The sequence below is a fragment of the Mycolicibacterium grossiae genome, assembly GCF_008329645.1.
GTDB classification, from domain to species: domain Bacteria; phylum Actinomycetota; class Actinomycetes; order Mycobacteriales; family Mycobacteriaceae; genus Mycobacterium; species Mycobacterium grossiae.
On the sequence record NZ_CP043474.1, the window covers coordinates 4,389,257 to 4,412,059 of the forward strand.

The 22,803-nt window shown below is 62.0% G+C and carries 14 protein-coding genes and 1 pseudogene; 13 read left to right on the forward strand and 2 right to left on the reverse strand.

Annotation, left to right across the window (positions count from 1 at the left end):
• Positions 1-4: 4 nt before the first annotated feature.
• The 3 genes from FZ046_RS21160 to FZ046_RS21170 are packed head-to-tail and all read left to right on the forward strand — an operon-like array spanning position 5 to position 2,271.
• Positions 5-1,036 (forward strand): TniB family NTP-binding protein, encoded by a 1,032-nt coding sequence (locus FZ046_RS21160; protein ID WP_070354033.1) that lies wholly within the window; start codon positions 5-7, stop codon positions 1,034-1,036.
• 9 nt (positions 1,037-1,045) lie between these two features.
• Positions 1,046-1,954, forward strand: a complete 909-nt coding sequence (locus FZ046_RS21165; protein WP_083298321.1) for a TniQ family protein — start codon at positions 1,046-1,048, stop codon at positions 1,952-1,954.
• 2 nt (positions 1,955-1,956) lie between these two features.
• Positions 1,957-2,271, forward strand: coding sequence for a hypothetical protein (locus FZ046_RS21170; protein WP_125939735.1), 315 nt, complete (start codon positions 1,957-1,959; stop codon positions 2,269-2,271).
• Positions 2,272-2,284: 13 nt separating this feature from the next.
• On the opposite strand, the gene FZ046_RS21175 is transcribed toward FZ046_RS21170, so the two are convergent.
• The gene (locus tag FZ046_RS21175) at positions 2,285-5,764 is read right to left on the reverse strand and encodes a DEAD/DEAH box helicase (protein ID WP_149484311.1); all 3,480 of its coding nucleotides are present in this window, start codon (positions 5,762-5,764) and stop codon (positions 2,285-2,287) included.
• Between the two features lie 124 nt (positions 5,765-5,888).
• Here FZ046_RS21175 and FZ046_RS21180 point away from each other — a divergent pair, with 124 nt between their 5' ends.
• The 10 genes and pseudogenes from FZ046_RS21180 to FZ046_RS21220 all read left to right on the forward strand — a co-directional run bounded on the left by FZ046_RS21180 (position 5,889) and on the right by FZ046_RS21220 (position 21,013).
• On the forward strand, positions 5,889-9,299 hold the full coding sequence (locus FZ046_RS21180) for a helicase-related protein (RefSeq protein ID WP_070354036.1): 3,411 nt from the start codon (positions 5,889-5,891) through the stop codon (positions 9,297-9,299).
• Between the two features lie 47 nt (positions 9,300-9,346).
• Positions 9,347-9,493 (forward strand): annotated as a pseudogene (locus FZ046_RS28010) (DUF1156 domain-containing protein); the annotation flags it as partial.
• Between the two features lie 618 nt (positions 9,494-10,111).
• Positions 10,112-11,551 carry a DUF1156 domain-containing protein gene (locus FZ046_RS28015; RefSeq protein ID WP_246183106.1) on the forward strand — a complete coding sequence of 480 codons (1,440 nt, stop codon included), beginning with the start codon at positions 10,112-10,114 and terminating at the stop codon, positions 11,549-11,551.
• Positions 11,552-11,627: 76 nt separating this feature from the next.
• Positions 11,628-13,034 carry an IS1380 family transposase gene (locus FZ046_RS21190; protein WP_070356442.1) on the forward strand — a complete coding sequence of 469 codons (1,407 nt, stop codon included), beginning with the start codon at positions 11,628-11,630 and terminating at the stop codon, positions 13,032-13,034.
• A 205-nt stretch (positions 13,035-13,239) separates the two neighbouring features.
• Positions 13,240-13,767 carry a DUF8807 domain-containing protein gene (locus tag FZ046_RS21195; protein ID WP_149484313.1) on the forward strand — a complete coding sequence of 176 codons (528 nt, stop codon included), beginning with the start codon at positions 13,240-13,242 and terminating at the stop codon, positions 13,765-13,767.
• A 19-nt stretch (positions 13,768-13,786) separates the two neighbouring features.
• Entirely contained in the window at positions 13,787-15,610 is a 1,824-nt protein-coding gene (locus FZ046_RS21200; protein WP_246182831.1) for a GmrSD restriction endonuclease domain-containing protein, read from the forward strand.
• Entirely contained in the window at positions 15,610-18,972 is a 3,363-nt protein-coding gene (locus FZ046_RS21205; protein WP_176749585.1) for a Swt1 family HEPN domain-containing protein, read from the forward strand. Before FZ046_RS21200 ends, FZ046_RS21205 begins: the two co-directional genes overlap by 1 nt.
• 33 nt (positions 18,973-19,005) lie before the next feature.
• The gene (locus FZ046_RS21210; protein WP_070354038.1) at positions 19,006-19,521 is read left to right on the forward strand and encodes a T3SS (YopN, CesT) and YbjN peptide-binding chaperone 1; all 516 of its coding nucleotides are present in this window, start codon (positions 19,006-19,008) and stop codon (positions 19,519-19,521) included.
• Positions 19,496-20,428, forward strand: coding sequence for a S1C family serine protease (locus tag FZ046_RS21215; RefSeq protein WP_246182832.1), 933 nt, complete (start codon positions 19,496-19,498; stop codon positions 20,426-20,428). The genes FZ046_RS21210 and FZ046_RS21215 overlap by 26 nt, the downstream gene beginning before the upstream one ends.
• 159 nt (positions 20,429-20,587) lie before the next feature.
• Entirely contained in the window at positions 20,588-21,013 is a 426-nt protein-coding gene (locus FZ046_RS21220) for a hypothetical protein (protein WP_246182833.1), read from the forward strand.
• A gap of 624 nt (positions 21,014-21,637) precedes the next feature.
• Here the strand turns inward: FZ046_RS21220 and FZ046_RS21225 are convergent.
• A complete protein-coding gene (locus FZ046_RS21225; RefSeq protein ID WP_070354064.1) occupies positions 21,638-22,618 on the reverse strand; it encodes a hypothetical protein in 981 nt (326 codons plus the stop codon).
• Between the last annotated feature and the right edge of the window lie 185 nt (positions 22,619-22,803).

Here is a 22,803-nt window from a genome sequence, read left to right on the forward strand (position 1 = left end):
GAAGATGACCGTCGATGAGCAGGCGGCCGAGCCCGACCTCGACCCCCGCCAGCTGCCGTCAGTAACGCTTGATGGTTGGCGCAGATTCGTCGACGCCAAACCCGCAATATTTGACCTACCCGATCACGATTACTACAGCACGCTCACCGGTGCGGAGAAGCTCGCATTCGATGACCGACGCATGGCCTACCACTCGGAGTTGGTCATCATCGAGACTTCAACGGTCCGCCACATCACCCGCCAGGGCCGGCTGTTGACTCTGCTCAATCAACGTGAATGTGGCGCCCGCCGATCCATGATCGTGTCAGGGCCGTGGGCGAGCGGGAAGACCACCACCATCAAGTTGCTCGGAAAGATCCACGAGCAGAACGTACGCCGCCGGTATCCCGGCCAGGACCGGATACCTGTCGTCTACATCACAACACCGCCGAAAGGCTCGCCCCGCAAGCTCGCTTCAGAGTTCGCCAACTTCCTCGGACTTCCTACGCGGCAACGTCACAACACCACTGACATCGCCGATGCGGTGTGCCACGTGCTCACCGAGGCCCGGACCGAACTCGTCATTGTCGACGAGATCCACAACCTCAACCTTGCCAGTGCCGCCGGCGAGGACATGTCCGATCATCTGAAGTACTTCAGCGAGCACATGCCCGCCACATTCGTCTACGCGGGCATCAATGTGGAGCGCTCCGGGCTGTTCACCGGAGTCCGCGGCCGGCAGATCTCAGGACGGTCCGTTCTGATCAAGACAGGCAACTTTCCATTCAACGACGAATGGAAATCGCTTGTCGCATCAATGGAATCAGCATTGCGCCTGTACAAGCACCGAGACGGCACGCTGACGCGCAACTCGAAATACCTACACCAACGAACGGGTGGGTCGATCAGCAGTCTGAGTCATCTCATCCGAGTCGCGGCGATCACGGCCATCCTCAGCGGAGACGACGCGATCACGCGTGAGGCACTCGACGCAGCCATCATCGACCACGCAGCGGAGGCCGCAACCAGCCACCCAGTCGCCCCCAAGGCCGGGTAGGTCACGATCATGACAACGCTCACGTCCAGCATCGGCAACCCAACACTTCCCCGTCCGGTGAGGCCCCTGCCGAACGAAGTGCTTGCCGAATACCTCGCCCGTCTGGCGAAGGCGAACGGCATCAGCCGTGCTCGCCTGGAAGCACTGCTGACCCGCCGGGGGCCAACGACGCGAGCCGCTCTCGCCGCCTGCGTGTCGATGAGCGATCGCGCCCTCGCCTTCGCACTGCCCGAACTGCGAATTGCGGGCGATACCGACGCCTATCCTGAGTTGTTGCAGCGCGAAGTGGAATCGGTCGGGCCCGGATGTCCACTGTGCGCATCGAGACACGGGCAACGTATTTCCTTCCCGCAGGTGTGGTCCACCCACGACAACGTGGTGTGCGTCCACCACAGCATGTGGCTCAACGGCACGGCCTTTCGTGCCGACCCAACCCGCCCGATCGTCAAAATCGTTGGCGCCTCACGTGCCGATATTCTGCTTGCACACCGGCGGCATCAACGTCTCATCCACCAACACGGCCGGCCCGCGATTCTGCAATCTGTCACCGACGCCTACGACATCGTGGAGCAGTGGAACTACTGGCGACCGCTGGAAGCGATCGGATTCCGACTCTCCGAACTCCAACCCGATGAAGCCCAACGAGGCACGGGCACTGCGAGCCGCAACGCAGCCATGTATCCCGAGATCATTCGGCTGGCCACCGTGCTCAGCGACTCGGCGTGGCGCAGGCGGCTGCTCGCGAAAGACAGAGCAAGACGCGGCAAGGCCATGCTCGACCTTTTTGAACTCGTCCTGGATGGCGACGCCCCCTACCGTGCCGCGGATCCGATCTACGAATGGAGGCTGCGCCAACTGGCGGCAGCGGATGTCACGAAGCTTGAGCGCAGGGGCAGTCAAGAGAACACGAGGGGATGATGATGACGACAGTCGATCAGGTTGGACCTGCGCTGCCCCACGGCGCAGCAGGATGCACCGACTGGCAGCTGGATGGCGACGAGCTATACAGGATCGTCTATACCGACGAGGAAAGCGTCGAGGGTTACGACGTCGGCGTACACCTGTCCGCCATTCAACACCCCAACGGAGAACTCAGCTCTCATGACTTCGTCGAGATCTACCTTGACATCGCTGGTAATGGTCCGCTGTCCGCGGAACAATCACGTGCGCTGGCTCGAATACTGCTCGACGCCGCCGAACAAGCCGAGCATTGGGCGACGGTGCTGGCGCGCTGAGATTTCAAAGTAGTCAAGCGCACTCGCCGGCATGGATCGTAAAGCACGACGGACACACCGCGTCACCTGAGCGTGTGCCAGCGGACTTCTGATCTATGCGCTGGGCCGCGAGCACCGCTTTCTGAAGCTCGCTCATGACGTGCTTGTTGCGGAGCAGCCTGCCCACCCGTTCCACAAGTTCGCCAGCCGATAGCGATTGGCCGGCGGACACGGTGCGGCAGTACTGCTGCACCTCCCTCAAAGGCACAATATCGATCGTCCGGGGGCCGAGTTCGCGTGCGACGGTTAATGACTGGTTCCGCAGTCTGAAAGTCCGTGGTTTGTTACCGGACTGATTCAATGGGTTTTCCGACACGATGCGCTGCTGCCGCTCGGCAGCTGAAATAGCCCGATTGAGCAGACGCGAGAACTCATCGTGAGACTCTCGGCCCGTCGCGCACTTTCGGTAGACCTGGTGCAACCGCCACCCAGTCAGAGGACCCTCCGCACCCACGATGCGAACGATGTTGTCGATGACCCGGTCGGCAGGTGTCTGCGAGATCGGTGATAAAGGCTCAGAGAAAACGGGATACCTCTGCAGCGCGGGAGGCGCAGAGCTGGAGGTCTGCGGCCGCGCATCGCTGGTTGAAGCCGGTGATTGAAGGCGTTCTGGAACCACGCGACGGGGTCGGTCCACACGGCTCTCCGAACGAGTCAAGTTCTGCACTGGCGGTCCAGGTCTCACAACGCGGTGACGAGTCGCTGGTGCAGTCGGTCTGACAGATTCCGTCGTGGTCGTTGCCGGTCGAGATACGGTCGGCTTCTCAGTCGGGGGCGACGTCTTCGGTGGCTCATTTGGCGCTGTCGAGGGCGCGGTCTTCACCGATTGACCGAAAAGCCGCTCGCGTTCGGCAGCGATGATGTCGCGTGCGAGTTCGGCCTCTGTGACGTCGTAGGCTTCCGGGGCGCTTGCAGCGGTTTCACTTTCGCGGGCAAAGCTCTCGAAGAGTTCCTTCTTGGTGGCCAGGATCTCACGGAGTCTCTGATCGACTCCTTCGTCGGACAGAAGTCGGTGGACTTGAACGGATTCGAGCTGGCCCATGCGGTGCGCCCGTGCGATGGCTTGCCACTCGGTGGTCGGTTTGAGCTGCGGTTCGCAGATCACAACCACTGAGGCCGCCTGGATGTTGAGACCCACTCCGCCAGCGACGATTTGGGCAACCAGCACGGCCCCCTTGTTGGCAGCGGAGAAGTCGTCGACCATTACCTGGCGTTGGCTGGCGGCGACAGAGCCGGTCAGTGGTCCAAAGACCCGGCCCGGCATATGCCGTGCAACGTCGCTCAAAATATCGAGGAAGTGCGAAAAGACGACGACGCGGCGGCCGTTGGCCTCTGCCTCTTGAACGATCTCGACCAGGCGTTGCATCTTGGTCGATTTGATTCCCTGCTTCATCGTCGCCTGGCGCATCGCCATGAAGTTGCGCTGCTCCACGGCGGAGCGGTACGCCGCGGCGTCGTCGCCCGACATCGGCATCCACTCGTCGACCTCAACGAGTTCGGGAAGCTCGGTGAGGACATCTTCTTGGTTGCGGCGCAGGTATGCCGGCGCTACCTGGCGGCGAAACTTCTTAGGCGCGAATTCGTTCGCATCCAACACGAGGTCCGGGCGGAGGTAACCGACGAGGTTGCGGAACTCGTCAAGTCGATTCTCCAGTGGCGTGCCGGTGAGCAGAATCGCCCGTTCACACGAGTCGATGAGCTGCGCGGTTCGTTGCGTGCGAAGCGCATCGGGATTCTTAATGTAGTGCGCCTCGTCGACGACCACGCAACTGAGCGCCGGGATCGACACCTCATCGTTGAGCCATCGCAGCGTATCGAAGGTCGTGACGCCCACGCCGCCGTTGCGTTGCCAGTTCTTCGCCGCCCATTGCCGGTCGGGGCCGTGCAGACGGTGTACGGGCAGTTTTGACTTCGCGCTGACCTCGCGGACCCAGTTGGTCACCACGGCGGCGGGGCACACGACCAGGAAGTTGTGGTCACCCTTTGCTCGCAGGTGCGCCAGCGTGGCGATGGCCTCGACGGTCTTGCCCAGGTCCATCTCGTCTCCGATGATGACCTTGCGCTGGACCAGTGCGAAACGTGCCGCAAAGCTCTGGTAGCCGCGTAGCGATGCAGTGAGGTAGTCGCCCTTCAACTCGAAATCACGTACTGCTTCGATGATTTCGGTAGGCAGGTCACCGTGAGTCTTCTCGTCGTCCTCGGTGATGAATCCCAGTTCAGCCAGTAGTGCGAAGTAGTCGGCTGGCCGGGTGAGGAAGTCTTCCCAGGGATCGCCGGTTGTTGCGGCGTCTTGGGCGTCGGCGATCGCTCGGGCTGCTCGGGCGACTATCTGAACGGCGTCCCGGAAGTCCGCGACGGTCGACAAGGCGGTGGGGATGACGATGGCGTGGGTGACCGTGTTGTCGATGACTGCTGCGACGGGTGCCAACTCTTCGACGATTGCCATGTCCGCCGACGAAGCGGTGGCCCTACGCGCCGCGTCCCACCCGCGCAGGTGGCGAAGGAAGTCGGTGTGCTCCGGGGTGCGGTTCTTGATGTCGATGCGCATCGGCATCTCGTCGTAGGTGTTCTGCCGCAGCGTCCGGGCGGCTGCGCGAATGCGGGTTGCGGAGGTTTCCCCGATGCCGTCGAAGTGCTCGAGAATGCCTTCGTTAGCCAAGACAGCGAGGACAGTGGTGATGCCGTTGTCGGTTAGAGCGCCGATGCGGATCTTGTCGCGGGTGGCTTCGCGTAGCCGTTCCACGGACATGTCGGCCAGCATGCGATCGGTCTCTTTGGCGCGGACGGCGTTTCCCGCGTCGACCGCGGCTTTGCGCAGCTTGGACTCTTCAGTAGCCGCACGGTGGATGACGGCGGTGGCATTCGGGAGGATCGCGAAGGTCGTCGAGTCGACCAGCTCGGCAGTTTGGCCGTGGTCGGGTAGCTGCTGTCTGAAGCCCACCCAGTCGGTCAGCACGTCGTGCACCGTGAGGCCGCGGATCCGGGGATCATCGACCGGCTTGGCCTGCTCGATCGCCTGTCCAACACCGCTAGTCAGGAACCACCGGCGGTAGTCGGTGAGAAACTGCGCCGCTTGATTGGCTTTCTCTCGGGTTCCGCCGAACAGCAGCAGGCGACCGAACCCCGTGACCTTTCTCAGGTCCTCCGTGGCCGCCGCGACTTCGGTGGTGAGCCGGTCGAGCTCTCGTTGAACGTCCGGATGAACAGGCGCGAGGCAGGATGCCCTCGCCATCGTCTGGACGAGCGTCTGATCGTCGGCGCGCAGCGGGATGACATGCCAAAGGTCGCGATTGTCGCGCCGCGCCGTCGCGGTGCGCGCTCGTAGCGCGGTGGACTGCGCGGCTGCTGCGCTAGCAATCTCATGGCGTGCTGCTGCCACCGCCCTGGCGGCATCAACCCAGCCTCGTACTTCGTCACCGATAGCCGATGTTGACGGCTGTTCGTCGCTGCCCATAGTCCCCGTTGATCGACTCGCTCCCTAGCGGGAGATTAGCGGACCTAGCGACGATTCGCGGACGACCACGGATACTGTCGGAGGGGTCGACTAGTGGGCCGGCTATCGACGGGGAGGACAAGAAGTGCTGCTGGAAGAGCTAAAGCCTGGCTTGCGCATCGACGGGCTGATCCCGTCCCAGGTAATCACGGTGATCTTTGCCCAATGGCACGGCACCGACGCGCTGGAGCTCACCTACAAGACCAACGACGGTGCACTCGGCCAGCAGGTCGTGTTCCGCAAGGACCAAGACAGCCTCACCGTCGCCCAGACCGGCAGCCGCGCGTTCGACGCCAACGCCACCGACTTCAAGATGGTCGCGGAGGCCCAAAGGATCACCCTGGCCGGACTGTTCGACCCGATGTTGGCCGTGGCCACCAGCGACGTCCGGCCGCTTCCTCATCAGATCCGGGCCGTCTACGGCGAGCTTCTCCCCCGTACCCCGCTGCGATTCCTGCTCGCCGACGACCCGGGCGCCGGGAAGACCATCATGGCCGGCCTCTACATCAAAGAACTGCTGCTGCGTGACGACGTGCGACAGTGCCTAATCGTCGCGCCCGGCGGGCTGGTCGAACAGTGGCAAGACGAGCTGTTCTTCAAGTTCGGGCTGCGCTTCGACCTGCTCACCAACCAACTGATCGACGCCAACGTCAACCTCAACGTCTTCGAGACGAACCCACTGCTGATCGGCCGAATGGATCAGCTGTCGCGCAATGAGGACCTGCAGGCCCAGCTCGCCGAAACCGAGTGGGACCTGATCATCGTCGACGAGGCGCACCGCATGGGCGCGCACTACTTCGGCGGCAAGCTGGAAAAGACGAAACGCTTCCTACTCGGAGAGATGCTCGGGCGGATCACCCGCCACTTGCTGCTGATGACCGCGACGCCGCACTCCGGTAAGGAAGAAGACTTCCAGCTGTTCCTCACCCTGCTCGACCGTGATCGGTTCGAAGGCAAGAACACCAAGACCGCCAACACCGACGGCATCATGCGCCGGATGGTCAAAGAAGACCTGCTGACCTTCGAGGGCAAGAAGCTGTTTCCCGAGCGTCGCGCCGAGACCGTGCCCTACGAGCTCACTGAACTGGAGTACTCGCTGTACGCACAGGTCACCGACTACGTGCGCGAAGGCATGAACCGTGCCGACCGGGTCGGCGGCAAACGCAAGAACACCGTCGGATTCGCCCTGACGGTGCTGCAGCGTCGCCTGGCCTCCAGCCCGGAGGCCATCTACAAGAGTCTCGTGCGTCGCACCGAGCGCCTTGAGCGCAAGAAACAGGAGATTCTGAGCGGGACGTACACCGACAAAGAACCCACCATCGACCTCGAAGGCCTCGACTCCGACGACTACAACTCAGAACAGATTGAAGAACTCGAAGAGGAGCTGCTCGACGCCGCGACCGCAGCCCAGACGGTGGAGGAACTCGATGCCGAACTCCTCGAGCTGAGAGAGCTGACGACCGTCGCCAAGCAGGTCCGCGACTCCGGAACCGACCGCAAGTGGACCGAGCTGAGCAGAATCCTGCAGGACGAGGCGCTGACCGTTGACGCCAACGGGTGGCCGCGCAAGCTCATCATCTTCACTGAGCACCGCGACACCCTGGACTACCTCGCCGGACGCATCAGGACCCTGATCGGGAAGCCCAACGCCGTACAGGCCATCCATGGCGGGGTGCGCCGCAAGGAGCGGCGCATGATCACCGAGGAGTTCACCAAGAACCGCGACTGCCAGATCCTGCTGGCCACCGATGCCGCCGGCGAAGGTCTCAACCTGCAGGCCGCCCACCTCATGGTCAACTACGACCTGCCGTGGAATCCCAACCGCATCGAACAGCGCTTCGGCCGCATCCACCGCATTGGGCAGGAAGAAGTTTGTCGGCTGTGGAATCTGGTCGCCAGCAACACCCGCGAAGGTGCCGTGTTCGAACGCCTGCTGCAAAAGATCGAAGAGCAGCGGAAGGCCTACGGCGGCAAAGTCTTCGACGTTCTCGGCGAAGCGTTCTTCGAGACACCGCTTCGCGAACTGCTCCTGGAGGCCATCCGCTACGGGGAACGCGACGATGTGAAGGCCAAGATGCACGAGGTCATCGATCACAAGGTGGCTGACGGGCTCAAGGAGTTGCTCGACGAACGTGCCCTGGCGTCGGATCATCTCGCCGACGCCGATTTGGCCAAGCTGCGTGCGGCTATGGACGAGGCACGTGCACGCCGTCTGCAACCGCACTACATCGAACTTGCTTTCAAGGCCGCGTTCACCCGCCTTGGTGGGCGCATCGCCAAACGTGAACGCGGTCGCTACGAGATCGCCAACGTGCCGGCGCAAATCAGGGCTAGCAAGTACCAGCCGATCGCGACCAAGTACGACCGAGTCACCTTCGACCTGGAGCACGTGCACTCCGAGGAACTGGCACGCGCCGATCTGCTCGCACCAGGACACCCGCTACATGACGCGGTGATGGACGAAACGATCCGCCACTTCGGCGGCACACTCAACAGCGGCACGGTACTGGTGTCTGCGACGCTGGAAGAGCCTCATCTGCTAGTCGGTGTTGTCGAAGAAATCGCCGATGCCACCGGTGCTGCCGTATCCAGACGGTTCGGATACGCATACGTTGACAGTCACGGCGGGGTGACGCCTGCCGGGCCGGCACCGTATCTCGATTGCGTCGCAGCACCGGATACTCCAGCTGTCGCGTCGGCACGCCAACTTCCTTGGCTGGCGGAGGCGGAGGATCGTGCCACCAGTTGGATCATCACCACCCAGCTCCCCGAGTACCTCGCAGAGGTACAGCCACGACGTGCGGCCGAACTCGAAAAGACGCGTGAACTCGTAGTCAAACGCCTTGAGGGTGAACGTGATCGGATGCTTCTCGACGCCGCCGTGGCAGCCGAAAAGGAGCAAGCAGGCGAGAAGCCCAAGGAGTCGGCTGAAAGCCTCAACCGAAAAGCCGTCGAGCTTGACGCCCGCCTACGCAACCGCCTCGGGCTACTCGACAAGCAGGCGTTGATGTCGACCAAGCCGCCACGCATCATGACCGCCGCACTGGTACTGCCGGCAAGCATGGTCGACGGCGAGTTGCCACCTTCGGCACCGATGCACGCCAAGGAGACCAAAGAGGTCGAACGCCGAGGCGTCGATCTGGTGATGGCGGCAGAGCGAGCTGTTGGCCGTACACCGGTCGAGCAGGCATTCAACAATAAGGGATTCGATATTCTGTCCTCGGATGCCAGTGGAGATACCTACCGCATCGAGGTCAAAGCCCGTTTGGACGGCGCCGCCGACTTCTTCGTCACCCACAACGAAGTGATGGTCGGCAAGAACGCAGCACCGCGATACCGACTGGCTTTAGTCAAGGTCGACCCGCGAGGCGCAGGCCATGACGAAGTCCGATACCTAGACAACCCGTTCGCCTCGACGGATCTTGGCGACTTCGACGCCACAGGCGTGCGCGGCGACTGGAACAAAATGTGGAACAAGGGAACCGAGCCATTCTGATGACATCCGAAATGCAAGTACCAAAGCGCAAACTGATCGAGGTTGCTATGCCCCTCGTAGCAATCAACCGAGAGTCAGCGCGGGAGAAATCAATTCGCCATGGCCATCCTTCAATGCTGCATATATGGTGGGCGCGTCGCCCCTTGGCGGCGTGTAGGGCGGTCGTATTCGCCCAGATGGTTGACGATCCGTCCTCGCACCCTGACCTATTTCCTACCGCTGAAGCTCAGGCAATCGAGCGGCAAAGGCTGCTAGACCTCATTAGTCAATTGGTTGTTTGGGAAAACAGCAGCGAAGATTCCCTACTACGCGCTGCGAGGGAAGAAATTCGCCGCTCCAACCCAGAGGGCACCCCACTGCTCGTCGACCCTTTCGCAGGCGGCGGTTCCATTCCGATAGAGGCACAGCGACTCGGACTGCAGGTTGAAGCTTCTGATCTTAATCCAGTGGCAGTGCTAATTAATAAAGCGCTTGTTGAGATCCCCCCGCGCTGGGTCGACACTCCACCAGTGTTCCCTGGAAGTGCAAATTCAGGCTTGTTTCGTGGTACCGGTCTGGCAGGCTTGGCGGAAGATATCCGTCGCTATGGCACCGCAGTCCGCGATTCGGCGCGTAATCGATGCGCGGCGATGTATCCAAATAGCCACCATCCCGACGGCACGCCAGCTTCAACTCTGGCGTGGATTTGGTCACGGACCTGTCGCTGCCCAAACCCAGCGTGTGGCGCCGAAGTCATCTGTGCGAGTACGTGGTGGCTATCGAGGAAGGCTGGAAAACTTTGCTGGATCACTCCGCGGGTCGAGGGAGACTCAGTGCAGACGCGGGTGACGACAGGAACCGGTGGACCGCAAGCGCCCCCAAAACAGGGGCGGGGAGCACAATTCAAATGCCTTGTCTGTGGTGACATTACGACGGACGCCTACGTCAAGGGTGAAGGGCTCGCGGGGCGACTCGGACGACGCTTACTTGCCGTTGTCGCTGGTGGCGACCGGCAGCGCTTCTATTTGAACCCGACACCGCGCGACATTGAAGCGGCTTCGATAGAAAGGCCTGACAACGCACCACAGTCTCTCATGCCTACGAATCCCCGTTGGTTCTCGCCGCCTGCATTTGGCATGACAGCCTTTGCTGACGTGTTCACTGATCGGCAGCTCGTGGCCATTAATACGCTCATCGAGGAAATTGCGCGGTGCCAGGCGCAGATCGTTGCAGATGCAAGAGCCGCAGCAATGTCGGCGGCCGATGCGACAGCGTATGCGGAGGCTGTGACGACGTATCTCGGTTTGGCCCTCAGCCGCGTTGCCGACATGAATAACTCACTTGTCCAGTGGTCAAACGCGCGTGATCAAGCAGTGCATTTGTTTGGTCGACAAGCCATTCCGATGGTCTGGGATTTCGCCGAAGTCGATCCCTTCGCTGGTGCCGCAGGTGACTTTGCAGTCGCTTGCTCAACCCAGGCCCGCGCGATCGAAGGGCTTCGCCCGAACGGCTCTGGACATTCGTCCCAGCGCGACGCAACAGCATTGGCTTCCCACGGCGTTGTCATCACGACGGACCCGCCGTACTACGACAATATTGGATACGCTGACCTTTCCGACTTTTTCTATGTGTGGCTTCGACGCTCGATGGGTTCTATTTACCCAGACCTCACCCGCACTTTGCTTACGCCAAAAATGGATGAATTGGTCGCTGCCCCAGACCGTTTCAACGGTAAGCGAGCTGCAGAGACACACTTCAGAGACGGACTTCAGAAGACGTTCGAAGCGGCTGCTTTGGCGACAACAGACGCAGCCCCGGTGGTCTTCTTCTATGCGTTCAAGCAAGCTGAAGTGGTCAGCGAGGGGACAGCATCAACCGGCTGGGAGACAATGCTCAGCGGCCTCTTAAGAGCGGGTTTCGCCGTCGTTGCCACTTGGCCGATGCGCACGGAACGAGATCAGGGCCTCAAGACTGGCACCAATGTGTTGGCTTCTTCAGTCGTGCTCGTTTGCAGACGACGGGCACCTGACACCAAACCTATCGATCGGCGCGAATTCCTTGCACGGCTGCGGGACGAGCTTCCAGAGGCTTTGCGGGACTTACAGCAAGCCTCCATCGCGCCCGTCGACCTACCTCAAGCCGCGATTGGCCCCGGAATGGCTGTGTTCTCGCGATACCCCGCCGTGCTCGAGGCGAACGGCGATCAAATTACTGTGAGAGCCGCACTAGCCCAGATTTTTCGCGGATTCTCGCTTGTGGTGGTGTGTAGATAAGCGAAAGTGCCTGTCCTGCAAGGGATAATTGGACTTCTCTAAGGTTCAAGTATTCCTACGGGAAGGCACTTCGCAGGTGAAGAATATCGCGGCCGCATCGCGGGTGAAAGTGTCGGCTGACGGCCGTGGTGTCGTGTCGCATGCCGGGATGGGCTTGCTACGTGAACTTGCCGATCTGACCGGGTTATCGGCGCAGGTCACCGCCGCGTTGGCCGACACCTACCGCGGCCCGTGGGTGTACGCGCCCGGGGAGGTTTTCGCTGATCTGGCGGCCGCGATTGCTGACGGCGCCGATTGCATCGACGGTGTCGGGCAGTTGTGCGGCGACCGTGAGCACGTGTTCGGCGCGAAAGCCTCGACGACCACGATGTGGCGGTTGATCGATGAGCGGATCGACGCCGCGCACCTACCCGCGGTGCGGGCGGCTCGCGCCCATGCCAGAACGGCGGCGTGGGCTGCAGGCGCTGCCCCCGCGGTCAGACGATGGCTGCATATCGACATCGATGCCACCCTGGTGATCGACCACTCCGACAACAAGACCGGCGCCACACCGACCTGGAAGAAAACGTTCGGGCACCATCCGCTGCTGGCGTTCCTGGACCGACCGGAGATCGCCGGCGGGGAAGCCCTGGCCGGGATGCTGCGCACCGGCAACGCCGGCTCCAACACCGCCAGTGACCACGTCATCGTCTTGGAGCAGGCACTGGCATCCCTGCCCGCCCGGTGGCGGCCCGACCCCACTCGTGGCGATGATCCAGACCGACCACAGGTGTTGGTGCGCTGCGACACCGCCGGGGCCACCCACCGGTTCGCCGATGCCTGCCGCGAGCAGGGGGTGGGGTTCTCCTTCGGCTACCCCGTCGATGCCCGGGTGCAGGACGCCGTGGACACCCTCAACATCGGCCAGTGCTGGTATCCGGCGATCGACACCGACGGCGGCATCCGCGACGGCGCCTGGGTCGCCGAAGCCACCGACCTGGTCAACCTCTCGACATGGCCGCCCGGCACCCGGCTGATCCTGCGCAAAGAGAGACCGCATCCCGGCGCGCAGCTGCGGTTCACCGACGCCGACGGCATGCGGGTCACCGCGTTCATCACCGACACACCACCCGGTGTCATACCCGGCCAAGTCGCCGGTCTGGAACTGCGCCACCGCCAGCACGCCCGCGTCGAGGACCGCATCCGTGAACTCAAAGCCACCGGCCTACGCAACCTGCCATGCCACAGCTTCTGGGCCAACGCCGCATGGCTGGAAATCGTGCTCGCCGCCGCCGACCTGGTCACCTGGACCCGCCTCATCGGTTTCGGTGACCAACCCCCGCTGGCCCGCGCCGAGATCACCACCTTCCGCTACCGAGTCCTGCACGTCGCGGCCCGCATCACCCGCGGCGCCCGCCAACAACGGCTGCGCATCGACGCCACCTGGCGGTGGGCCGCCCAGATCGCGACCGCCTGGCAGGCCATCCGCACCGCCTTCGGATAGCACCAGGCCCACCCGACCCACCAATCAGAAAGACCAGGCCCCAGGAAAGCCCGTCCCACCCGGCGACACGGGATACCCCTCCACATCGCTACGCAGAAAGCCCCATCCAGCAACACAATTCAGCGGCAGAACGGCCCGGCATCAATTCGATGCAAAATCGAGGCTAGCTGCGATCAATACAGTTCTTGACGAAGCACTGAGCAATATGGAAAGTGACTTTGATTCGGCTACCCGGTTCGCCATCGCGTGGTACCGGCAACACGGCTACAACGCTGGGAGTTTCGGGGACGCCAACAACCTCGCCAACGCTCGTAATACGGCGGTGGACGCGATGGAGCGCAACGGCATCCTTACGAGCCGGGGCGGCAAGGTTCAGCTGATCAAACCGTCAGATTTGGATCCAGACTACGACGTCATCAACGACCTCCAAACCAGCGCTTGGGAGGTTTTACATCACCTCATTAAGGCGCTCGACACCGAGGGCATCGTCGCAGCCAGCGAATTCCTGCGCGCAGCGGCGAGTCGACCCGATGGGGGGATCGAGTCCGACCTGGTCAAGGAGCTTGCGCACCTGCTCTTTCGGCTAGCGGAAAGTAATGGCTGGGCCAAAGATGCACTCAGTTTCAACGGCTTGGTTGCGAGTTGGCCAGAGATAGTTGGAGGACTGGTTAGCACGTCGAGCAATGAGGCTATTCAAGACTCATTCGCGTTTGATGAAGAGACGGAAAGCTGACATGGGATTCCTAACGCCGATGTACGAGTTGGGTGAGTACCTGAAGTGGACTCGTTCCGGGGAAATTCAGTTGCCGGACTTCCAGCGCGGATACAAGTGGGAAGACGAACGTATCCGTCAGCTCTTGGTGACGGTGCTGCGCGGACACCCGATGGGTGCGGTCATGCTGCTGAAGACCGGCAACTCACAGGTGCGGTTCAAGCCGCGCGCCATCGAGGGTGTAGGCCTCACCCCAGGCGCCGAGGCGAAGTACCTCTTGTTGGACGGGCAGCAGCGTCTGACATCGCTGACCCAAGCCCTCAGCGGGAATGGTGTGGTCGCAACGAAAGACAGCCGCGGACGATTGCTCGACCGGCGCTACTTCGTCCAGATGGAAACTGCGCTCAGCGATCCGAACCGTGTTGACGAGGCCGTGATTTCGGTGCCGGCCGACGGCGTCATTAGGTCGAACTTCGGCAAAGACGTGGTGCTCGACCTCAGCGACCAAGACAAGCAACATCAGCACGGCTACTTCCCGCTGAACCTGCTCTACGGGGACTACATGAGCTGGATCCTGGAACTGCAGAACCCGGCGTTAGGCAAGCAGTTCCATGACCAGTTCATCAAGCAGTCGGCCACCTACGACATCCCCGCGATCGTGTTGGACGAGGACACCGACAAGGCGGCCGTGGCCACCGTCTTCGAAAAGGTGAACATCGGTGGCCTGCCTCTCAACGTGTTCGAACTGCTCACCGCCGTCTTCGCCGGCGACGCCGACTACTACGCCAAGACCGGTGAAGACTTCCGGCTCAACGACGACTGGCGGGAGACCCAACTCAAGTGGTCGTCCTACCCGGTTCTAGCTGCCGTCGAGAACACCGACTTCCTCCAAGCGGTCACCATGCTCACCACCCGCCAACGCCACCTCGCCGACACCTCCGACCGGCCGCCAGCCATCTCGGCCAAGCGCGAGGATGTCTTGAAGCTGACCTTGAACGACTATCTGCAGTGGCGCGACCCACTGCGCGAAGCGTTCATCTGGGCGTCGACATTCTTGGCTGACCGCCACATCTTCGCGCGACGCGATGTACCCTACCCGAAACAGCTGGTTCCGCTGGCCGCCATCAAGGTGGCGCTGGGCAAGCAAGCCGATCTGATCAGTGTCAGTGAACGTCTCGTGCGCTGGTATTGGTGCGGTGTGCTCGGCGAACTCTACGGCTCGGCAATCGAATCACGGTTCGCCCGAGACATCGAGATGGTTCCGCCGTGGGCGACAGACGGCTCCGCACCCGTCCCGAGGACTGTTCAGGACGCGAGCTTCACCGAGTCCCGTCTGCACTCACTTCGAACACGCAACGCCGCTGCCTATAAGGGGATCGCCGCGCTCATCCTTGCCGGGGGTGCTCGGGACTGGATGGAAGACAAAGCGCTCGACAAGGTTCAGTACGTCGACCTCGCGATCGACATCCATCACATCTTCCCCCAGAAGTGGTGCGATACCAATGGCATCGATGCAGAGCATCGAGAGAGCATCGTCAACAAGACGACGATCAGCGCACGAACCAACCGCACGATCGGCGGTGTCGCCCCGTCGTCGTACCTCCCGGTGATCGAGACCCGAGCGCAGATCGACTCGGCGCATCTCGACGGCCTTGTGGCCACTCACCTTATTCCGGCCGACCTCCTCCGCCAGGACCACTTCGAGAACTTTTTCCGTACGCGGCGCGAATCACTATGCGAGCTGGTCGAAAAAGCAATCGGTAAGGCAGTGCAGCGAGACATCGAATTGGGATTCGCCGAGGAAGATTCGGCACAGTTCGAGCCCGATGAGTTTCCCAACGAAGCAGGCATGGAGAACGACTGATGGCGCTGAGCAACCGCGACCGCATCAACCGTATGTTCGAGACGATGGCGCCAGCCTTAGACGACTTCATCGCCTCGGTGATAGGCCAGGGCGATCCTGCCCTGGGAGCGGCTTGGACCAAGCTCGTCCAACTCAAGGACGGGAAAAAGGGCGCACCCGCCGACAAGACGTACAACCCCCTTGATCCCCAGGTTCAATTTCGCATTCTCACCGAGAGCAGTATCACCAGCAGTCTCAAGCCCGGCTGGTACCCGTTCAACAAAACCTTTGGCAAGGCCGGGGAATCCTTCGCCATCGAACTGCGCGAAGTCCGCAATAACTGGGCCCACAACGGCACATTCAGCGACGATGACGCCTACCGCGCCCTGGATACCGGCGAGCGGCTGCTCAAACTCATCGGCGCCGCGAAGGAAGCCGACGAGGTCCACGCGATTCGGCTGAACCTCCGCCGTGTGGCGGCTGACAAGGACGACAAGAAGACACTTAAGGCCGCCGTCGACAACCCCGAAGCCGCTGGGCTCAAACCCTGGCGCGAAGTGCTGCCGCCGCATCACGACGTCGCGACCGGAAACTTCGCAGCCTCCGAATTCGCCGCCGATCTCTACAAGGTGGCCTTTGGCGGTGAACAAGACTCCGGCTACGCCGATGCGGTCGAGTTCTTCCGCCGCACCTACCTCACCGAAGGCCTCACCGATCTCGTTGGCCGAGCAGTACGCCGGCTTTCTGGCGACGACAACGCTCCTCCCGTCATCAACCTGCAGACCAACTTCGGTGGCGGCAAGACACATTCGATGCTCGCACTGTGGCACGTCGCCGCAGGACTGCCCGTCGGACAGTTCCCCCAGGACACCCAGGAACTGCTCACCAAGAACGGCTACACCGGCGCCAAGGTCAACCGGGTCGCCATCGTCGGCAACCACTTCAGCCCGGCAGGATCGACAAAGGACGACGGCACCCACGTCAACACCATCTGGGGCGAGCTCGCCTGGCAACTGGGTGGCGCAGAGGCCTACGCCCTAGTTGCGAAGGCCGACGCAGACCGCACTACACCCGGGGAGGCACTCCACGACCTGCTCGCGAGGTACTCCCCCGCAGTCATCCTGATCGACGAGTGGGTCGCCTACGCCCGCTCACTGGTCGGCCGCGACGATCTGGCCGGCGGTACCTTCGATGACCAGTTCACCTTCGCACAGTCCCTCACCGAAGCGGCAAAGGGCACGTCCGGTGTTCTGCTGGTCATTTCCATCCCCGCGTCGGAAACCGGGGACGATTCCGACAAGATCGTGGCCGGCAATGCTGAAGAAGTCGGCGGAGCACATGGCCTCGAAGCGCTCAAACGACTGCAGAACGTCGTGCGGCGCGTCGCTGAACAATGGCGCCCCGCTTCCTCCGCCGAGGCGTACCAGATTGTCCGACAGCGCTTGTTCGTCCAGCCCGACGGTGCAGCACTTGCCTCCATCGGCGCCACTGCGCGCGCGTACGTCGACATGTACCGCAAGTACACCGACGATTTCCCGCGCGAATCCCGCGACACTGCGTATGAGGACCGCATCAAACGGACCTACCCCATCCATCCCGAACTGTTCGACCGCCTCTACGAAGAGTGGTCTTCGCTGGAGCGGTTTCAACGCACCCGCGGCGTACTGCGGCTGATGAGCACCGTCATTCACGCGCTGTGGACCGGTGAGGACGCCGCACCCTTGATCATGCCCGGGTCCATCCCACTGGCCACCGCCAACGTGAACGCCGAACTCACCCAGTACCTTCAGGATTCCTGGAAAGCCATCATCGACGCCGATGTCGACGGGCCAACCTCAGAACCTGCGCGTATCGACAAAGAGAAGCCCGTATTCGGGCAGCGGTCGCTGACCAAGCGGCTGGCCCGCACAGTTTTCTTCGGCGCCGCACCCACCATCGGGTCGGCCCATAAGGGCCTCGAAACCCAGCGGGTCTTCCTGGGCACTGCTGTCCCGGGTGACGTTCCGGGGAACTTCCATTCCGCGCTGACCCAGCTTGGCGACCGGGCCACGTACTTCTACTCCGGGTCTGGCAAGTATTGGTACGACCTGCAGGCCAACATCACCCGCACCGCCAAGGACCAGGCGGAGAGACTGCACAAGGAAGATGTCTGGGCCGAGATCGCCCGTCGCCTACAAGGGCAGGCCAAGACTCGCGGCGACTTCGCCGGTGTGCACGTGTGCCCTGAATCGAACGCGGATATCCCCGACACTGACGAAGCCCGACTGGTCGTCCTGCATCCGAAGGTGGCGCACAAACGCGGGTCGGACTCGCCTGCCAAGGCGTTCGCGCACAAGGCAACTGAGCAGCGTGGCACCGCGAATCGGACCAACCGCAACATGCTGGTGTTCTTGGCAGCCGACGAAGCACGACTCGAGGAACTCGATGCCGCCGCGCGGGACTACCTTGGCTGGTCACACGTGCTGGCCAACGAGGCCGACCTGGATCTCACCCAGAACCAGAAGAATCAAGCGTCCACTCGGCAGGCGCAGGCCGACCAGACGGTGAAGTCTCGTCTGCTGCAGACGTTTACGTGGGCGTTGGTCCCGTCTCAGCCTGATGCGAGCGCTCCCTTCGTTGTGCGGGAAACGAAGGTCGAAGGTCAGTCGGAGTCGCTGGCTGAGCGGGTCTCCCGCCGGCTCGGAAACGACGGTGATCTGTCCGTTCGCCAAGCGGCCGTGACGATTCGCCTCGCCATCAATAAGGTGCCCCAAATCTGGCAGGACGGGCACGTCACTCTGGGCTCGCTATGGGGACTCTACTGCCAGTACCCGTACATGCCGCGGCTGCGGGATCGGCGCGTTCTTGAGGAGGGCGTGCTCGATCTTCCGATGATCTGGGAGACCGACGCGTTTGCCCTGGCAACCGGCATCGACGCTGCCACAGGACGGTTTGTCGGACTCTGGATCCCAGGAGACACCAATTCAGCACCCAGTCCAGCGGACTCGCTGCTCTTGGTGCGTCCTGACGTCGCGATCCATCAGCGAAAGCACGAGAAGAAAACCGAAGAGGGTTCCGACACCGGCACTGAAACCGAAGAGGGCACCGGGACTGGAACTGGGACTGGGACAAGCGCCGGAACTGGATCCGGCCCCGGCCCTATCGATATCGCGTTCACGCGGTTCTACGGAGTCAAGACGCTCAGCTCGGACAAGATCGCGATGGACTTCAAGAACATCGCCGATGAGGTGATCGCCAACCTTCGTGAACAGGGCATCAACCTGATCGTGAAGATCGAGATCGAGGCGGTCGACGCAACAGGCTTTGATGAGAACAAGATTCGTACGGTGTCGGAGAACGCGAAGACACTGAAGTTCGACCAGTCGGGGTTTGAGAAAGAATGACCGCCGGCAATTTCGCAGAGCGGAGCTGATGAGTTGTCCCGATTCGCACCACGGATACAGTCGACGCCGCTTCTTGGCCGAATATTCGGGTCCAGCGGCGACAACCGCACCGGCGAGCTCGACAAGTGGCTCGAAGAAACACTCAAGCGCGAGTTCAGGGTTGACGCGATAGAGCGTGACGAGGACGGCGACATTCCGATCCCCCACGGCAGCGCAGTCGTGTTCGTACACACCGCGGATGACGATCCGCCGCGCATCGAGATTTTCTCCCCGCTGCTGGAGGACTTCACCATGCGCCCCGAGGTGTTTGCGGCAGTGAATACCATCAATCGGAATACGCCGTTCGCCAAGGCGTATGTCGACCCGGACAATGCTCAAATCGTGCTGACCGCAGAGTTGTACATCTTCGATGGACTCTCCCCCGAGCAACTTCTGGCCACCATCGATCTTGTAGCCGACCGCGCGGACCATTACGACAGCCTTCTCCAGAAACGGTTCGGCGGCAGAACCATGCTCGACGACGATGAAGGCGACGAGTTCGATGTCTAACACACCGGGGCGGTTGCTCCGGCAGTTCAGTGACGAGATCATCGACCTGGCCGAGCGGGTTGTGCTCTCCACTGCCATCGTCAAGGGACAAACCCACGATTTCGAGGAAGGCGGCGGGTCGGCCTTCCTTTACGACGCCGAACACCTCGTCACGAACAATCATGTGATTGGAGGGATGGTCGAGCCGATCTATGTTCAGTTGCCCGGCGCGCAGCAGACCGAGGCGCGGGTTGTCGGCCGTGACCCGTTGACCGATCTAGCGGTCCTCCGCGTAGACCCGCAATCCGCTGAGCCACTGATAATTTCACCCATGGGGGCTCGACTTGGCGAACTCTGCTTCGCGTTCGGCAGCCCACTTGGCGAGTTCCCGGAAAGCATCAGCATCGGCATCGTGAGCGGGCTGAAGCGGAGCCTGCCAACAGGTGACAAGCAGGCGATTTTCGACGTCATTCAGACGGATGCTGCGATCAATCCGGGGAACTCCGGCGGCCCGTTGGTGAACGTCGACGGCCAAGTTATCGGAGTAAATACGGCAGCGATACCCGAGGCGGACGGCATCGGCTTCGCGGTTCCCGCCGACACCGTCGCTGAGGTCGCCCGTGAGCTCATCACCTACGGAGCAGTTGAACGCGCGTCGCTCGGAGTCAGCGTCGCGCGCCGGGCCGTCGACCGCGCACCCGGTGGCCATGCTCTTGTGGTGACCGCTGTTCGCGATAATTCAGCAGGCCCTTTCGAGCGCGGTGATGCCATAGTCGCTGTCGGCGATCGCGACATTCAATCCCAGAATGACCTGCTGCGCGCATTGCGGAGAGATGTCGCCAACCGAAGGGTCAACGTTGTGGTTCTGCGTGGTAACCACGAAGTCTCGATCGAGTGTCGGCCCCGCAGCGTACGAACCTTCGGCTGATCGGAGGCAACGTTGATCGGTGTCTTCGAAGTGCCACCCCGAATCCGGCATCGCATGCACCTTCGAACGTCTCATCCCACTTCAAGCAATTCGGCGGTATGTAACAGTTGGTTCATGGTCCCTACTGGCGAATGCCCTCATGATTCAATTCGCGCAGAGATGCAGCAGATCCTGATCGACCACCCCCGCACCCGCTATGCCAAGGTGCTGATCGGCATGCTGCGCGGGCTTACCGACGCCGGAATGGCGAAAGAGGCCGCCGAAGCAGGGGAACCGATCAGTGCCGACAGCATTGCCAATGTTCGCAGGTTGGTTCGCTTGTCCATGGACGACAAACTTGTGCCGGCTCCGTCTGACGCCGAAGGGCAAGCTGGACTTTATCGCGAACTGCTGAACTACCGGCGTTCACCTGAACTGACACAACACATCAAGACCAAGCTGGCAAAGCTGCGGGAGCTAGACCCAAAGATTCTGCTGACGCCTCTCGGTCATGTCCATCTCGGCGCGAACGATCCCTCGAAGCCAGAGAAGCCGGAAAAAGTTTGTCCTTACTGCTATTTGGTGCATGCAGGAGAGTGTCCATGAGCACCAGACTTGGCGTTATCTCAGCTCACGTCCCGTGTCTCCAACGTGGCGCGGGCTATCCGGCATCAGACGTCGGGGCCACTGAGAAGTGAGTAACTCGGAAAACCCGCCACGCCTCTGCAATCTGAAGAACCCGGCGCACAAGGTCGAAATATGCCAGCGCTGCCAGCGATTGCTCCGCAGTCCGGAAGCTCGCCAAAACCTTCGCGAAAAGAGGAAGGCGGATCGACGCACTGAGAAGTATTATGACGCGATGCGCAATCCTATGCGGGTCGTGCAAGGCGGGCTAGGGTCCGGCAACAAGTAGAACGGCGCGGCGCGAGGTCATGCTGCCGGATACATGCCATCTGATCGGGGAGGAGGCAGTCGATGGGATTTCACGGCGCGCAGTGCCTGCCATCCCACCTGAGCAGTTCCGCAATGCAGGTGCCCTTTGGCGCATGAACGCATGCAGTCCACCGTGGCGTACTGGCGCAAATGCTCTTGCCGTCCGCTCCGGGGCCTGCAAGCTCGACTTTGATGAGGTCCCCCTCACCGGCCCAGTTCGCGGAACCCTTAACGACCGGGAACTCGAACGCCCTGGTACTGCCGCGGGACCGAGTTTCGGCTGACTGACGAACCGAGCTACCACTCCCCGTCAGGGACTACGTCGGGGCTGACCCCACCGATGGCGACCACTGTCTTCGGATCGATGGGAACAAACGGATCCTCCTTAGTGCCAAGCTTTCTGCCGACGCTCTCGACGTTCGACAAGATCTTGGACTGTGAGAGGTCCTGCGCATCGGCGTCGTAGTAGTCGAACCAAGGCAACCCGGCTTCTACGTAAGCGTCCCGGTCAACCGGAGTCGACGGCGGCACCTCTCCGGTGATCGCGGTCCACTGCGCGGCCGAGCACAGGTGGACGAAGACCCGCCGGGCGCCATCCTCGTCGTAGTCGGCCAGCGGGCGATCGTCGGCGTACACCTCTTGACGCATCCGGCCGCCAGCCCCCAATCCCATACTGCTCCCCGAGGGCGCCGGCAGCGGTCCGCCATCCGCAAGATCCTCGCAGCACATCACTTGCAGCGTCTGTTCGGCGTGCCACGCCGCCAACGCTTGCTCGGTCAGAGCGACAGCTCGGAGTTGCACGCCACCGTGGGTCTCCTCCCCCGTCACCTGCCCTTCGACTGTGGCTCCCGAACCGAGCGGCACGGCAACGAACTGGCGGATGAACCCATCCCCCGAGTTGATGCCGTCCAGCCAGGGCTGCTGGGGCAACGCCACGTAGTTCTGCGGGTCACCGACGAGGTGATCAATCCACGGCAAGCCGCTAACCGCGCACACCTTGCCCACGCCAATCTGCAGCGCTGCGGGCTCGGAAGCGCTGAACGACAGCCACATCGCCTCGCGCTGGTAGACCGGCAGCATCACCCCGCCACGAACTAGCCATTCGGCTGGTGCGGTATTGGGGTAGTCCGCGACCCGCCGCAACGGAAACCGGCCCAGACCCGGCGGCAGCGGATGCAACCCCGTCTCGGGGATACGCAGCGTCCTCTGAAAACTCACCGTCACTGCACCCAGCACCAGCGAATCGCTGACGATCTTTACCGGCGCGCTCTGCGTCATGACTACCTCCATCTAGGGCGTACTGCACTATGGATAGCACCAGGCACTGACACCCGTGGGGTCGCGCCGCAGGCCGGGACCCCCGGTACCTCACCTTGCGCCACTCGACATTCACCGAGGTATCGGACAGGTGTGCAAGGCCGTGGATGTCGAACCTTTTCAGATTCGGTCGGATTGCACACTCG